Origin of the sequence: Streptomyces sp. NPDC015131 (assembly GCF_043079975.1) — a bacterium.
Taxonomy (GTDB): Bacteria; Actinomycetota; Actinomycetes; order Streptomycetales; family Streptomycetaceae; genus Streptomyces.
The window spans coordinates 301,578-315,154 of record NZ_JBIBVB010000001.1 but is presented as its reverse complement, the minus strand read 5'-3'; the positions used below and the strand labels follow the sequence as shown (position 1 = coordinate 315,154).

The 13,577-nt window shown below is 75.3% G+C and carries 11 protein-coding genes; 6 read left to right on the top strand and 5 right to left on the bottom strand.

Annotation, left to right across the window (positions count from 1 at the left end):
• The first annotated feature begins 13 nt into the window (after nucleotides 1-13).
• The 4 genes from argC (at nucleotide 14) to ACF08D_RS01160 (ending at nucleotide 4,369) form a co-directional block, all read left to right on the top strand.
• Complete coding sequence (gene argC, locus ACF08D_RS01175) at nucleotides 14-1,054, top strand: N-acetyl-gamma-glutamyl-phosphate reductase (RefSeq protein ID WP_392220330.1); 1,041 nt, start codon at nucleotides 14-16, stop codon at nucleotides 1,052-1,054.
• Nucleotides 1,051-2,202 carry a bifunctional glutamate N-acetyltransferase/amino-acid acetyltransferase ArgJ gene (gene argJ, locus ACF08D_RS01170; RefSeq protein WP_392220328.1) on the top strand — a complete coding sequence of 384 codons (1,152 nt, stop codon included), beginning with the start codon at nucleotides 1,051-1,053 and terminating at the stop codon, nucleotides 2,200-2,202. Before argC ends, argJ begins: the two co-directional genes overlap by 4 nt.
• A 17-nt stretch (nucleotides 2,203-2,219) precedes the next feature.
• A complete protein-coding gene (argB, locus tag ACF08D_RS01165) occupies nucleotides 2,220-3,173 on the top strand; it encodes an acetylglutamate kinase (RefSeq protein ID WP_392220326.1) in 954 nt (317 codons plus the stop codon).
• A gap of 62 nt (nucleotides 3,174-3,235) precedes the next feature.
• Nucleotides 3,236-4,369: an acetylornithine transaminase gene (locus tag ACF08D_RS01160; protein WP_392221176.1), complete on the top strand. Its 1,134-nt coding sequence runs from the start codon at nucleotides 3,236-3,238 to the stop codon at nucleotides 4,367-4,369.
• 76 nt (nucleotides 4,370-4,445) lie between these two features.
• Here the strand turns inward: ACF08D_RS01160 and ACF08D_RS01155 are convergent, their stop codons facing one another.
• The 5 genes from ACF08D_RS01155 to ACF08D_RS01135 all read right to left on the bottom strand — a co-directional run bounded on the left by ACF08D_RS01155 (nucleotide 4,446) and on the right by ACF08D_RS01135 (nucleotide 9,698).
• Nucleotides 4,446-4,967, bottom strand: coding sequence for a GNAT family N-acetyltransferase (locus ACF08D_RS01155; protein WP_392220325.1), 522 nt, complete (start codon nucleotides 4,965-4,967; stop codon nucleotides 4,446-4,448).
• A 115-nt stretch (nucleotides 4,968-5,082) separates the two neighbouring features.
• Complete coding sequence (locus ACF08D_RS01150; protein WP_392220323.1) at nucleotides 5,083-6,663, bottom strand: amidohydrolase; 1,581 nt, start codon at nucleotides 6,661-6,663, stop codon at nucleotides 5,083-5,085.
• A 7-nt stretch (nucleotides 6,664-6,670) separates the two neighbouring features.
• Nucleotides 6,671-7,531, bottom strand: a complete 861-nt coding sequence (locus ACF08D_RS01145) for an ABC transporter ATP-binding protein (protein ID WP_392220322.1) — start codon at nucleotides 7,529-7,531, stop codon at nucleotides 6,671-6,673.
• A complete protein-coding gene (locus tag ACF08D_RS01140; protein WP_392220320.1) occupies nucleotides 7,528-8,631 on the bottom strand; it encodes a FecCD family ABC transporter permease in 1,104 nt (367 codons plus the stop codon). Before ACF08D_RS01140 ends, ACF08D_RS01145 begins: the two co-directional genes overlap by 4 nt.
• Nucleotides 8,628-9,698, bottom strand: a complete 1,071-nt coding sequence (locus tag ACF08D_RS01135; protein ID WP_392220318.1) for a FecCD family ABC transporter permease — start codon at nucleotides 9,696-9,698, stop codon at nucleotides 8,628-8,630. The genes ACF08D_RS01140 and ACF08D_RS01135 overlap by 4 nt, the downstream gene beginning before the upstream one ends.
• Nucleotides 9,699-9,928: 230 nt before the next feature.
• On the opposite strand from ACF08D_RS01135, the gene ACF08D_RS01130 reads away from it, so the two are divergent.
• Both ACF08D_RS01130 and ACF08D_RS01125 read left to right on the top strand, forming a co-directional pair.
• On the top strand, nucleotides 9,929-11,623 hold the full coding sequence (locus ACF08D_RS01130) for an ABC transporter ATP-binding protein (protein WP_392220316.1): 1,695 nt from the start codon (nucleotides 9,929-9,931) through the stop codon (nucleotides 11,621-11,623).
• Entirely contained in the window at nucleotides 11,620-13,443 is a 1,824-nt protein-coding gene (locus tag ACF08D_RS01125) for an ABC transporter ATP-binding protein (RefSeq protein ID WP_392220314.1), read from the top strand. The genes ACF08D_RS01130 and ACF08D_RS01125 overlap by 4 nt, the downstream gene beginning before the upstream one ends.
• The last annotated feature ends 134 nt before the right edge of the window (nucleotides 13,444-13,577 follow it).

Below are 13,577 nucleotides of genomic sequence, written 5' to 3'. Positions count from 1 at the left end.
AGAACGGAAAGACATGACCGTACGGGTCGCGGTAGCCGGAGCGAGCGGCTACGCCGGCGGGGAGATCCTGCGCCTGCTGACGTCGCACCCCGGCGTGGAGATCGGTGCGGTGACCGCGCACAGCAGCGCCGGCCGCACGCTCGGGGAGGTCCAGCCCCACCTGGCCGGGCCGGCCGACCGGGTGCTGGAGGAGACCTCCCCGGGCACCCTGCGCGGTCACGACGTGGTCTTCCTCGCCCTCCCGCACGGCCAGTCGGGGGCCCTCGCCGCCGAACTGGACCCGGACACCCTCGTGGTGGACTGCGGCGCCGACTTCCGCCTCCGCGACCCGGCCGACTGGGAGCGGTTCTACGGCTCGCCGCACAGCGGCACCTGGCCGTACGGGCTGCCGGAACTGCCGGGCGCACGCGCGGAGTTGAAGGGCGCGCGCCGGATCGCGGTGCCCGGCTGCTACCCCACCGCGGTCACCCTGGCGCTCTTCCCCGCCTTCGCGGCCCGCCTGGTGGAGCCCGAGGCCGTGGTCGTCGCGGCCAGCGGGACGTCCGGCGCCGGGCGGGCGGCCGGGCCCCATCTGCTGGGCTCCGAGGTGATGGGCTCCATGAGCCCGTACGGAGTCGGCGGCGGCCACCGGCACACCCCCGAACTGACGCAGAACCTCTCCCGGGTGGCGCGGGAGCGGGTCACCGTGTCCTTCACCCCGACCCTCGCGCCCATGCCGCGCGGCATCCTCGCCACCTGCTCCGCCCGGCTGCGCCCGCACGTCGCGTACGACGGGCGGGAGGACGCGGTGCGGGAGGCGTTCGAGGCCGCGTACGACGGCGAGCCCTTCGTCCGGCTGCTGCCGCCCGGCCAGTGGCCGTCCACCGCGGCGGTCCTCGGCTCCAACACCGCGCAGGTGCAGATCGCCGTGGACCCGGCGGCCCGCCGCCTCGTCAGCGTGAGCGCGATCGACAACCTCACCAAGGGCACCGCGGGTGGCGCGGTGCAGAGCATGAATGTCGCCCTCGGCCTGCCGGAACGGCTGGGCCTGCCCACGAATGGAGTGGCTCCGTGACCGTGACCGCCGCCCAGGGGTTCCTCGCCTGCGGTGTGGCCGCCGGCATCAAGGAATCCGGCGCACCCGACCTGGCCCTGGTGGTGAACCGGGGCCCGTCCCGGGCCGCCGCCGGCGTCTTCACCTCCAACCGCGTCCAGGCCGCGCCCGTCCGCTGGTCGCGCCGGGTGCTCGACGACGGCCGGCTGGCCGCCGTCGTCCTCAACTCCGGTGGCGCCAACGCCTGTACGGGCCCCACCGGGGCCGGTGACACCCGCCTGATGGCGGAGCGCGCCGCGGCGGCCGTCGGGGCCGCCCCGGACGAGGTCGCGGTGTGCTCGACCGGCCTCATCGGCGTCCTGCTGCCCATCGACCGGGTCACCGCCGGCATCGACGCCGCCGCGGCCGCCCTGTCGCCCCGCGGCGGCGAGGACGCGGCCGTGGCGATCAAGACGACGGACTCGGTGCACAAGACCGCCGTGGCGACCCGGTCCGGCTGGACGGTCGGCGGCATGGCCAAGGGCGCCGGGATGCTGGCGCCCGGTCTCGCCACCATGCTGGTGGTCCTCACCACCGACGCCGACGCGGACGCCCCGCTGCTGGACTCCGCTCTCCGCGAGGCCGTGCGCACCACCTTCGACCGGGTGGACTCGGACGGCTGCATGTCCACCAACGACACCGTGCTGCTGCTCGCCTCGGGCGCCTCGGGCACGGTCCCGGAGGCGGCGGAGTTCACCGAGGCGGTGCACGCCGTGTGCCTGGACCTCGCGCGGCAGCTCGTCGCGGACGCCGAGGGCGCCTCCAAGGAGATCGAGGTCGCGGTCGTCGGCGCGGCCTCGGAGCGGGACGCGGTGACCGTGGGCCGGTCGGTGGCCCGGAACAATCTTCTCAAGTGCGCGCTGCACGGCGAGGATCCCAACTGGGGCCGGGTGCTGTCGGCGATCGGCACCACGGACGCCCTCTTCGACCCCGACCGGCTGGACGTGGCCATCAACGGCGTCTGGGTGTGCCGCAACGGCGCCGCCGGGGAGTCCCGCGACAAGGTCGACCTGTCCGGCCGCGAGATCACCGTCACGGTCGATCTGCGCTCGGGCGGGGAGTCGGCGGTCGTCTGGACCAACGACCTCACGGCCGAGTACGTCCACGAGAACAGCGCCTACAGCTCATGAGCGGAGTGGTGACCCGGATGCGAGCCGACCTCGCACGGCCCGGTACGGACGGCGAGTCGCTCACCGGCGGGGACGCGTCGCCCGCCGGCGACCTGCCCTGGCTGGAGGAGCTCCAGGGCCGGATCGTCGTCGTCAAGTTCGGCGGCCACGCCATGGTGGACGAGGCGCTGCAGCGGTCGTTCGCGCAGGACGTGGTGGAGCTGTGGCACGCCGGGCTGCTCCCGGTCGTGGTGCACGGCGGCGGGCCGCAGATCAGCGCGATGCTCGACCGGCTCGACCTGGAGGTCCGCTTCGAGGCGGGTCTGCGGGTGACCACCCCGGAGACCATGGACGTGGTCCGGATGGTGCTGACGGGGCGGGTGCAGCGGGAGCTGGTCGGTGCGATCAACGCCCACGGGCCGTTCGCCGTCGGCCTGTCCGGCGAGGACGCGCACACCATGACGGCCGTGCGCCGCCCGGCGTACGTGGACGGCCGGCCGGTCGACATCGGCCTGGTGGGCGACATCGTGTCGGTGGACGCCGACACCGTCCGGGCCCTGCTGGACCAGGGGCGCATCCCGGTGGTGTCGCCGATAGCGCGCGGTACGGACGGGCAGGTCTACAACGTCAACGCCGACCTGGCCGCCTCGGCGCTGGCCGTCGCCCTCGGCGCCGAACGGCTGGTGATGCTCACCGACGTCGAGGGGCTGTACGCGGACTGGCCGCACAGCACCCGGCTGATCGAGAGCATGACGGCCTCGGAGCTGGGCGAGCTGCTGCCGGACCTGGCGAGCGGGATGCTGCCCAAGATGGAGGGCTGCCTGCGTGCCGTACGCGCCGGGGTCGGCCGGGCGCACGTGCTGGACGGCCGCGTCCCGCACGCGGTGCTGGGCGGCGTCCTCACCGCGAAGAGCCCGGGCACCACGATCCTCCCGGACGCCCGGCCCGCCGCCGGGGTGGCCTCCTCCGCGCACGAGGAGGCCGGCGCGTGACCGGCGGCGGCACCACGCCCGGGGGCCCGGGCGGGACGCTCACCGACCGCTGGCGCGCGGTCATGATGGACACGTACGGCACTCCCCCGCTGGCCCTGGTCCGGGGCGAGGGCAGCAGGGTCTGGGACGAGGCGGGCCGCGTCCACACGGACTTCACCGGCGGGATCGCGGTCAACACCCTCGGCCACGCGCACCCGGCGGTGGTGGCGGCGGTGAGCGCCCAGGCCGGGCGGCTCGGTCATGTGTCGAACCTGTTCGTCTCGGAGCCGGCCGTCGCCCTGGCGGAGCGGCTGCTCGGGCTGCTGGGCCGGCCGGGCCGGGTCTTCTTCGCCAACTCCGGCGCGGAGGCGGCCGAGGCCGCCTTCAAGATCGCCCGCCGGACCGGCCGGCCGGGGATCGTGGCGACCGAGGGCGGCTTCCACGGGCGGACGATGGGGGCGCTGGCGCTGACCGGGCAGCCCCCGAAGCGCGACCCGTTCCTGCCGCTGCCCGGCGGGGTGACGCACGTTCCGTACGGGGACGTGGCGGCGCTGCGGGCGGCGGTCACCGAGGACACGGCCGCCTTCGTGGTGGAGCCCGTACAGGGCGAGGCGGGGGTCGTTCCCGCGCCCGAGGGGTATCTGCGGGCGGCCCGCGAGATCACCCGGGACGCCGGGTGCCTGCTCGTCCTGGACGAGGTGCAGACCGGGATCGGCCGCACCGGCCACTGGTTCGCCCACCAGGCGGCGGACGGGGTGGACCCGGACGTGGTGACCCTGGCGAAGGGGCTGGGCGGCGGGCTGCCGATCGGGGCCGCGGTGGCCTTCGGCCCGGCCGCCGCCCTGCTGGGCCCGGGCGACCACGGCTCGACCTTCGGGGGCAACCCGGTGGCGTGCGCGGCGGGGCTCGCGGTGCTGGAGACGATCGAGGCCGAGGAGCTGCTCGCGCACACGGTACGCGTGGGACGCCTGCTGCGGTACGGGATCGAGGCCCTGGGCCATCCGCTGGTGCGCGAAGTCCGGGGCGCCGGGCTGCTGCTGGGCGTCGTCCTCACCGGGCCGGTGGCCGCGCGGGCGGTGGACGCCGCCCGGGAGGCGGGGTTCCTGGTGAACGCGGCGGGGCCCTCGGTGCTCCGGCTGGCCCCGGCGCTGACGGTCACCGAGGTGCAGGCGAAGGAGCTGGTGGCGGCGCTTCCGGGCATCCTGGACGCCTGCTGACGGCGCGTACGCCACGGGAGAGGGGCGGGTCCCGGACCAGGGCGTCCGGGGCCCGCCCCTCCTCGGTGCGGAGCGGCTACAGCTCGCGGGCGAGGACGCGGGCGCCCCGCCGGGGGTCCAGGGACCGGGCCCACTCCGCGGGCGCGAGGCCCGGCCGGGACGGGGCGAAGCCGTACCGCAGGAACAGCCGCCCGCTGCCGGTCGTCGCCGTGAACAGCGCCGTCAGCGACTGGGCCCGGGCCCGGGCCAGCGCGGCCTCCAGCAGCCGGGCGCCCAGCCCGGTGCCCTGCCGGTGCCGGGCCACACAGAAGTTGTACAGGACCCCGGAGGCGCCCGTGCCGCTCGCCGCCCCGGGGTGGACGCGCAGGGCGACGCAGGCGTCCAGCGAGCCGTCGGCCGCCTCGGCCACCAGGAAGTCGGCGGCGCGGCGGGCGTACACGCCGAACGGCCGCTCGCGCAGCGCCCCGGAGCGGACGAACGGCTCGGAGAGCGCGGCGAGGGCGCCGGCGTCCCCCGGGCCGGCGAGCCGCAGGAACAGCGGGGGGAGCGGGTGCGGCGCGCACGGCGGGGGGACGGGGCGCGGCGGGGCCGTGATCAAGGCGTTCCTTCCTCGGTTCCACCGCGGGAGAGGGTGGCCCGGTCGCCGCGTACCCCGGTGAAAGCGTGGAACTAAGGCTAGCCTTACCTAAAGCTTTTGGCCAAACAGGCGCGTGTCACCGCTTCCACGCCTCCCGGCTGTCCCGGCCGTCGACATAGGTGGTGACGACCTCGATGTCCCCGATCGCCGACGTCTCCACGCGCCGCGGATCGTCGCCGAGGACCACCAGGTCGGCGCGCTTGCCGGCGGTGATGCTGCCGGCGCTGTCGTCCCACCGGCAGGCGTACGCCCCGGCCACCGTGTAGGCGCGCAGGGCCTCGTCGACGGTGATGGCCTCCTCCGGGCCGATCGGCCGGCCGGAGAGCGAGGCGCGCTCCACCATGAACTGGATGGCCCGCAGCGGGGATCCGTCCGCGACCGGCCGGTCGGAGCTGCCGACGAGCGTGACGCCGTGGTCGAGGAAGCCCCTCCCCCGGTACATCCACGGGGCCCGCCGCTCGCCCATCACGGTGGCGTAGTCGTCGCCGAAGTACCGCAGGAAGCCGGGCTGGACGACCGCGCTCAGCCCGAGCCGGGCGAAGCGCGGCAGCTGGTCGGGGCGGACCAGCCCGGCGTGCTCGATCCGGTGGCGCGCCCCGGGGCGGGGCCGCAGCTCCTGCGCCCGCTCCAGCGCGTCGAGCGCGAGGTCGGCGGCGCGGTCGCCGATGGCGTGCACCGCGAGCTGCCAGCCGGCCAGGTGGCCGTCCACGATCAGCCCGGCCAGGACGTCCGGGTCGTCCTGCAACTGCCCGCTGCCGCTCATGCCTTCGTACGGGGAGGAGAGCGCGGCCGTGCGGGCCATCATCCCGCCGTCGGTGTAGATCTTGAGTGCGCCGACCGACAGCCAGTCGTCGCCGAACCCGGTGCGCAGGCCCAGGTCGAGCGCCCGGGGGATGCCGTCGTCCTCATGGGCGCCTGCGGACTTCAGGGTGTCGGCGCCCGGCATGAGCTGGACCCGCAGCGGCAGCCGGCCCTCGTCGCGCAGCAGTTGGTAGGCGCCCAGCTCCACCGGGCTGTGGCCCAGCAGTCCCCCGCCGATGCCCGCCTCCGCGCACGCCGTGATGCCCTCGGCGAGGCAGCCGCGCGCGGCCAGCTCGACGGCGTCGGCCAGTTCGCGCTGGGAGTACGGCATGCGCAGCCGCCGTACGGCGCCCATGGCGCTCTCCACGAGGAGGCCGTCCTCGTGCGGGACGCCGGCCGGGAGCAGGTCGAGCACGGCGGAGCTGACCACGCACGCGTGGCCGGAGGTGTGCATCAGGAAGATCCGGTGGCCGCGGCCGACCCGGTCCAGTTCGGCGGCGGTCAGATGGCGGCCGAGGGCACGCTGGTCGTATCCGCCGATCTCCACCCAGCCGCCGGGGGCGCCCGCGCCCGCCACGGCGTCCGCCACGACGGCGAGGGCGTCCTCCACCCCGGTGGCGCCGGCGAGGCTGGGGAAGCCCGCCTTGAGGCCGGTCCACGCCAGGTGGACATGGCTGTCGATGAAGCCGGGGAGCACGGTGGCGCCCTGGAGGTCGACCACCTCGCGGGCGGGGAGCGAGGTGACGGCCTCGTCCAGGCCCACGATCCTGCCGCGCCAGATGCCGAGGTCGCGGGCCACCGGGTGGTCCGGGTCCATGGTGAGGACGTTGGCGTTGGTCAGCCTCGTGCAGAGCATCGGGCTCCTAGGGAGTCTTGGCCATCACGGAAGGAGTGCCGGCACCGTCCTCGGGGACGGGGCGCCGGGGCGCGGCGGGGACCATCAGCGGGGTGCCGGTCTCGGGGTCGTCGATGATCCGGCAGGGCAGGCCGAAGACGTCCTCGACCAGCTCGGCCGTCATCACGGTCGCGGGGTCGCCCTCGGCGGCGATCGTGCCGCCGGGCCGCATCACCACGAGGTGCGTGGCGTAGCGGCACGCCTGGTTGAGGTCGTGGAGGACCGCCACCACGGTGTGGCCGCGGCGGGCGTGCAGGTCGGCGCAGAGGTCGAGCACCTCGACCTGGTGGGCGATGTCGAGGAACGTGGTGGGTTCGTCCAGCAGCAGGATGGACGTCTGCTGGGCCAGCACCATGGAGAGCCAGACGCGCTGGCGCTGGCCGCCGGAGAGGTCGTCCACGGGCCGCTCGGCCAGTTCGAGCACCCCGGTCCGGCGCATCGCCTCGACCACGGCCGCCTCGTCCTCGGCGGACCACTGCTTGAGCAGGCCCTGGTGGGGGTAGCGGCCGCGGGCGACCAGGTCGCCGACGGTGATGCCGCCGGGGGCGGTGGAGGACTGCGGGAGCAGCCCGAGCCGCCGGGCCACCTCGCGCGAGCGGTACGAGGCGATGGCGGCGCCGTCCAGGATCACCTGGCCGGCGCGGGGCTTGAGCATCCGGGCCAGCGCCTTGAGGAGCGTGGACTTGCCGCACGCGTTGGGCCCGATGATCACGGTGAAGGAGCGGTCGGGGATCTCGACACCCAGTCCGGTGGCGACGGTCCGCTGGTCGTAGGAGAGCGTGAGTCCCTCGGCGCGCAGGCGGGGCGCGCCGGTGTTCGTTGCGGTCATGCGCGGCTCTTTCGCGACTCGGTGATCAACAGCCAGATGAGGTACAGCCCGCCGATGGTGCCGGTCGCGGTGCCCACGGGCAGGAGCGCGGGGGCGAAGAGGCGCTGTGCGGCGAGGTCGCTCGCGGCGAGCAGCAGCGCGCCCATGACGGCGGAGGTCAGCAGCGGGGGCCCGGCCGACCGGGTCAGCCGCCGGGCCAGCTGGGGGGCGGCGAGCGCGATGAACCAGATGGGCCCGGTGACGGCGGTGGCGAAGGCGGCGAGGGCGACGCTGATGAGGAGCAGCACCGCGCGCGTGCGGGCGACGTTGACGCCGAGGGCCATGGCGGTGACGTCGCCCATCTCCACCATGGAGAGCCGGCGGGAGAGGAGGAGGGCGGGCGGCAGCAGGACGGCGACGGCGATCAGGACGGCGTTGGCGTGCTGCCAGCCCCGGTTGCCGAGGCTGCCGATGAGCCACGCCTGCGCCTCCAGCGCCTCCTGGAAGGTGGCGCGGGTGATGAGGTAGGAGTTGACGGCGAGCAGCAGGGAGCTGACGCCGATGCCGATGACGATCAGGCGGAAGCCCTGGAGTCCCCGGCCCAGCATGAGCAGGTGGACGGCGGCGGCGGTGGCGAGGCCGCCGATCAGCGCGCCGACGGCGATCTGGGTCATGCTGCCGTGCATCACGATGATGACGATCAGCGCCCCGACGGCCGAGCCGTTGGTGAAGCCGATGATGTCGGGGCTGCCCAGCGAGTTGCCGGTGAGGCTCTGGAGGATGGCGCCGCTGACGGCGAGCGCGGCGCCCACGCACAGCGCGGTGACCAGCCGGGGCATCCGCAGGGTGTTGACGATGAAGTCGGCGCCGCCCGAGGCGTTGCCGAAGACGGCCTGGACGACCTCGCCCACGGAGAGCTCGAAGTCCCCGGTGGTGAGGGAGACGGTCATGACGGCGAGCAGCGCGGCGGCCAGCGCGGCCGTCACCGCCACGGCGCGCCCCTGCACCCGCAGCGACAGCCCGCCGCGCCGGGGGCGCAGCACCAGTCCGCTGACCACGCGCGGCGGCGCGGTGCTTTCCCGAGCGCTCGCGGGGGCGCTCTTCTCCCGTACGACACTCACAGCATGACCAGCTTTCGACGGCGGCACAGCGCGATGAACAGCGGTGCGCCCAGGAACGCGGTGATGATGCCGACCTGCACCTCGCCGGGGGCGCCCAGCACCCGGCCGAGGACGTCCGCCCCGATGAGCAGGATCGGCGCCAGCAGCATCGAGTACGCGAGCACCCACCGCTGGTCGGGTCCGACGACGAACCGGGCGACGTGCGGTACGGCGAGGCCGACGAAGCCGATCGGTCCGGCGGCGGCGGTGGCGGCGCCGCACAGCAGCATCACGGCGACGGCGCCCAGGGCGCGCGTACGGCCGACGTTGAGGCCGAGGGCCCGGCCCATCTGGTCGCCCAGCGCGAGGGCGTTGAGCGAGGGGGAGAGGCCGAGGGCGATGAGGAGGCCCACCGCGATGAAGGGCAGGACGACCCAGACTACGTCCATGTACCGGCCGGAGAGGCTGCCGACGGTCCAGAAGCGGAACTGGTCGAACGCCCTCGGGTTGAGCAGGAGGACCGCCGAGTTGAAGGCGTACAGCACGGCGGTCACGGCGGCGCCGGCGACCACCAGCCGGTCGGGGGTGGCCAGTTTGCGCCCCGAGGAGCCCAGCAGGTGGACCACGACGGAGGCGAGGGCGGCGCCGAGGAAGGCGAACCAGACATAGCCCAGGACCGATCCGACGCCGAAGAAGGCGATGGCCATGACCACGCCGGCGGAGGCGCCCAGGCTGATGCCGAGCAGTCCGGGGTCGGCGAGCGGGTTGCGGGTGAGGGCCTGCATCAGCGCGCCGGACAGGCCGAGGGCCATCCCCACCAGCAGCCCGAGGAGGGTCCGGGGGATGCGGTAGTCGTGGATGATGATGGAGGTCTCGGACCCGTCCGGGTCCCACAGGACGCTCCAGGTCGCGGTGAACGGGATGCCTCTGGTGCCCACCCAGACGCTGAGGAGGCCGACGAGCACGAGCGCCGCGAGCGCCGCGATCAGGCCGATTCCCCGGAGGGTGGTCGCGCCCCGGCCCGCCTTCGGCGCGTCCGGGGCTGTGGTGGTCCGGTCCTGGGACACTGCCTGGGTCTCGACCGGCAACGACAACTCCCCCTGCGGCGCGGCGGTTCGGTGGACGCGAGCGGCGGGACCGCACGAGCACACGCACAACTTAGGTGAGCCTAACCGAAGGGCGCGCTTCGGGTCAACGCGCGCACGCGGGCGCCCGGAGGGGGCAGTATGAGCCGACCTGCGGTACCGCGGCGGCGACACCTCCGGGTCACCCGTTTAGAGTAGCCTTACCTAACTTACTGACGTCGGTGGAGGGGCACATGCCAACAGGAGGACCGACCGGGGGGCACGTCCTCCGAGAAGCGATCCGCGGACAGCGCCGGCGGGTCGTCTCGGCGTCCCTCCTCGGCATGACCCACCAGGGCTGCGAGGCCCTCGTGCCGGTGGTCATCGGCGCCGCGATCGACACCGCCGTGGCGACCGGCTCCTCGGACCAACTGCTGCGCTGGCTCGTCGTGCTGGCGGTGCTCTTCCTGGTGCTGTCCACCTGCTACCGGACCAGCGCCCGGATCGCGGAGGGCGCGGGCGAGCACGCCGCGCACGCGCTGCGCCGCACCCTCGGGGCCCGCGTGCTCGACCCCCGGGGCGGCGCCGACGCCGGCCGCCTGCCCGGCGCGCTGACCAGCATCGCCACCAACGACGCCCGGCGCGTGGGGTCGGTCGCCACCGTCATCGCGTACGCCGCGGCCGCGACCGCCGCCCTGGTGATCAGCGCGGTGGCCCTGCTCCGCATCTCCGTCCCGCTGGGCCTGCTCGTCCTGCTCGGCATCCCCCCGCTGCTCTGGCTGGGCCACCGCATCAGCCGCCCCCTGGAACGCCGCAGCGAGACCGAGCAGGAACGCGCCGCGCACGCCTCCGGCGTCGCCGCCGACCTGGTCTCCGGGCTGCGCGTCCTGAAGGGGATGGGCGCCGAGTCGGCCGCCGTCGCCCGCTACCGCACCACCAGCCAGGACTCGCTCACCGCCGCCCTGCGCGCGGCGCGCAGCCGGGCCGGCCACGAGGGCGCCGTCCTCGCCCTGACCGGTGTGTTCATCGCGGTGATCGGCGTCGTCGGCGCGTACCTGGCGATGCGCGGCTCCATCAGCGTCGGCGAACTGGTCGCCGCCGTGGGCCTCGCGCAGTTCCTCCTCGGCCCCTTCCAGCTCCTCGCGTACGTGAACGCCGAGTTCGCCCAGGGACGCGCCTCCGCGCGGCGCATCGCCGAGGTACTCGCCGCACCCGCCGCCGTCGAGGGCGGCGACGAGACGAAGGCCGGCACCACCGCCGGGCGCCTCACCCTGCACGCGGTCACCCTCGGCGCACTACGCTCCCTGGACCTCGACATCCGCCCCGGCAGCCTCACCGGTGTCGTCACCCGCGACCCGGCCGCCGCCAACGACCTGCTGCGCTGCCTCGCCCGCGAGGCGGACCCCGACGGCGGCCGGGTCGAGCTGGACGGCACACCGCTCACCGGGATCGACCCCGACGGGCTGCGCCGCTCGGTGCTGGTGGCCCACCACGACGCCGACCTCTTCGAGGCCAGCCTCCTCGACAACGTCCGCGCCGGCGCCGGGGACGGCACCGCCGTGGACGGCGCCCTCGCCGTCGCCGCCGCCGACGAGGTGGCCCGGCTCCTGCCCGACGGGGCGGACACCCTGCTCGCCGAGCGCGGCCGGTCCCTGTCCGGCGGGCAGCGCCAGCGCGTGGCACTCGCCCGGGCGCTCGCCGCCGACCGGCCCGTCCTGGTCCTGCACGACCCGACCACCGCCGTGGACACCGTCACGGAGGCGCGCATCGCCGCACGGCTGCGCGAGGCGCGCGACGGCCTCACCACCGTGCTCATCACCACCAGCCCCGCCCTGCTCGCCGTGACCGACCGCGTGGTCGTCCTCGACGAGGGCACGGTGTCGGCGGACGGCCGCCACGCCGAACTCGTCGCCACCCACGAGACGTACCGGTCGGCGGTGCTCGCATGACGGCCACGACAGCGACGACGGAGACGACCATGAGCGGAACCCGCACCGAGGACCGGGCGCTGCTGCCCACCGCCACCGGCGCCGAATGCGTCGCGGCGCTCCGCACCATGCTGCGCGGACACCGCGCGCTCGCCTGGACCGCCGTCGCGGTCCTGGTCACCGGCACCGCGATCGGCCTGCTCACGGCGCCCCTGCTGGGGCACATCGTGGACCTGGTCGTCGAGCGGCGCGGCACGCCCGCGCTGACCCTCCCCCTGGTGCTCCTCGTCGTGGTGGCCCTCGCCCGGGGCGTCGCCGCCGCCATCGGCAGCACCCTGGTGGCCCGGCTGGGCGAGACCGTCCTCGCCTCCGTGCGGGAGCGGTTCATCGAGCGGGCGCTCGGGCTGCCGCTGGCGCGCGTGGAGGCGGCCGGATCGGGCGACCTGGTCTCCCGGGTCACCAGCGACGTGTCCATGATCGCGAAGTCGGTGCGGCAGGCGCTGCCCGAGTTCACCCGCTCCGCGCTCACCATCGTGCTGACCTTCGCCGGACTCGCCATCCTCGACTGGCGGTTCCTGCTGGCCGCACTGCTCGCCGTGCCGGTCCAGGTCCTGTCCGTACGCTGGTACCTGCGCCGCGCCGCACCCGTGTACGCCGAGCACCGCGTCGCCACCGGCGCCCTCCAGCACCAGCTGCTGGACAGCATCGGCGGCGTGCGGACCGTACGCGCCTTCCGGCTGAACACCACCCACGCCGAGCTGCTGGACCGCCGCTCCGCCGCCGCCCGCGACGTGGCGCTGCGCGGCCTGCACATCGTCACCGGGTTCTTCTCCCGGCTGAACCTCGCCGAGTTCATCGGCCTGGCCGCGATGCTCGGCATGGGCTTCGTGCTGGTCAACAACGGCTCGGTGAGCATCGGTACGGCCACCGCCGCCGCGCTCTACTTCCACAGCCTCTTCAACCCCATCAACGCCACGCTCTTCCTGATCGACGACGCCCAGTCCGCGGGTGCGAGCTTCGCCCGCCTCGTTGGGGTGTCCGGCCTGCCCGCCGAGCCCGCTCCGCAGCGCCCGTCCGTCCCGGTCGACGGCTCGGTCCGGGTCACCGCCCTGAGCCACGCGTACGACGAGGGCCGGCCCGTGCTGCGGGACATCGACCTCAAGGTGCGCGCCGGGGAACGGGTGGCGCTGGTCGGCGCGAGCGGCGCCGGCAAGACGACGCTCGCCAAGGTGATCGCGGGCGTCCACGAGCCGCTGAGCGGGACCATCGCCCTGGGCGGGGTCGACGTTCGCGACCTGGGCCCCGCGGGCGTACGGCGCGCGGTGACGCTGATCAGCCAGGAGGTGCACGTCTTCGCGGGCCCGCTCGCCGAGGACCTGCGGCTGGCCCGCCCGGAGGCGACGGACGACGACCTGCGCGCCGCGCTGGACCGCGTGGGGGCGCTGGAGTGGGCCGAGGCCCTTCCGGAGGGCCTCGCCACGGTCGTCGGCGAGGGCGGCCACCGGCTGACGGTCACTCAGGCGCAGCACCTGGCGCTGGCCCGGCTGGTGCTCGCCGACCCGCCCGTCGCGATCCTCGACGAGGCCACCGCCGACGCGGGCAGCGCGGGCGCCCGCGTCCTGGAGGCCGCCGCGCTCCGCGCCCTGGAGGGCCGCACCGGCCTGATGGTCGCGCACCGGCTGCCGCAGGCCGCGACCGCGGACCGGGTGGTCGTCCTCGACCAGGGCCGCGTCGTCGAGACCGGCACGCACGACGAACTGGTCGCCGCGGGCGGCCGGTACGCCGAGCTGTGGGCGGCCTGGTCGGACAGCCGCCGCACCCCGGCGACCGCGGCGCCCTGACGCCCCCGCGCACGTAATGCCGACGGCCGGGCACGCGCTGCCCGGCCGTCGGCGCGGGGGCTCAGAGGTCCGCGCAGCGGGCCGACCCACCGTCCCGGAGTCGGCCGACGGCCGGGGTGGGGCCGTGCAGCGGC

Excerpts from the sequence above, each read along its gene's own strand:
- ACF08D_RS01150 (WP_392220323.1), bottom strand. The coding sequence starts at position 6,663 with ATGCTCTGCACGAGGCTGACCAACGCCAACGTCCTCACCATGGACCCG.
- ACF08D_RS01145 (WP_392220322.1), bottom strand. The coding sequence starts at position 7,531 with ATGACCGCAACGAACACCGGCGCGCCCCGCCTGCGCGCCGAGGGACTC.
- ACF08D_RS01130 (WP_392220316.1), top strand. The coding sequence starts at position 9,929 with ATGCCAACAGGAGGACCGACCGGGGGGCACGTCCTCCGAGAAGCGATC.
- ACF08D_RS01125 (WP_392220314.1), top strand. The coding sequence starts at position 11,620 with ATGACGGCCACGACAGCGACGACGGAGACGACCATGAGCGGAACCCGC.
- argB (WP_392220326.1), top strand. The coding sequence starts at position 2,220 with ATGCGAGCCGACCTCGCACGGCCCGGTACGGACGGCGAGTCGCTCACC.
- ACF08D_RS01160 (WP_392221176.1), top strand. The coding sequence starts at position 3,236 with ATGATGGACACGTACGGCACTCCCCCGCTGGCCCTGGTCCGGGGCGAG.
- argC (WP_392220330.1), top strand. The coding sequence starts at position 14 with ATGACCGTACGGGTCGCGGTAGCCGGAGCGAGCGGCTACGCCGGCGGG.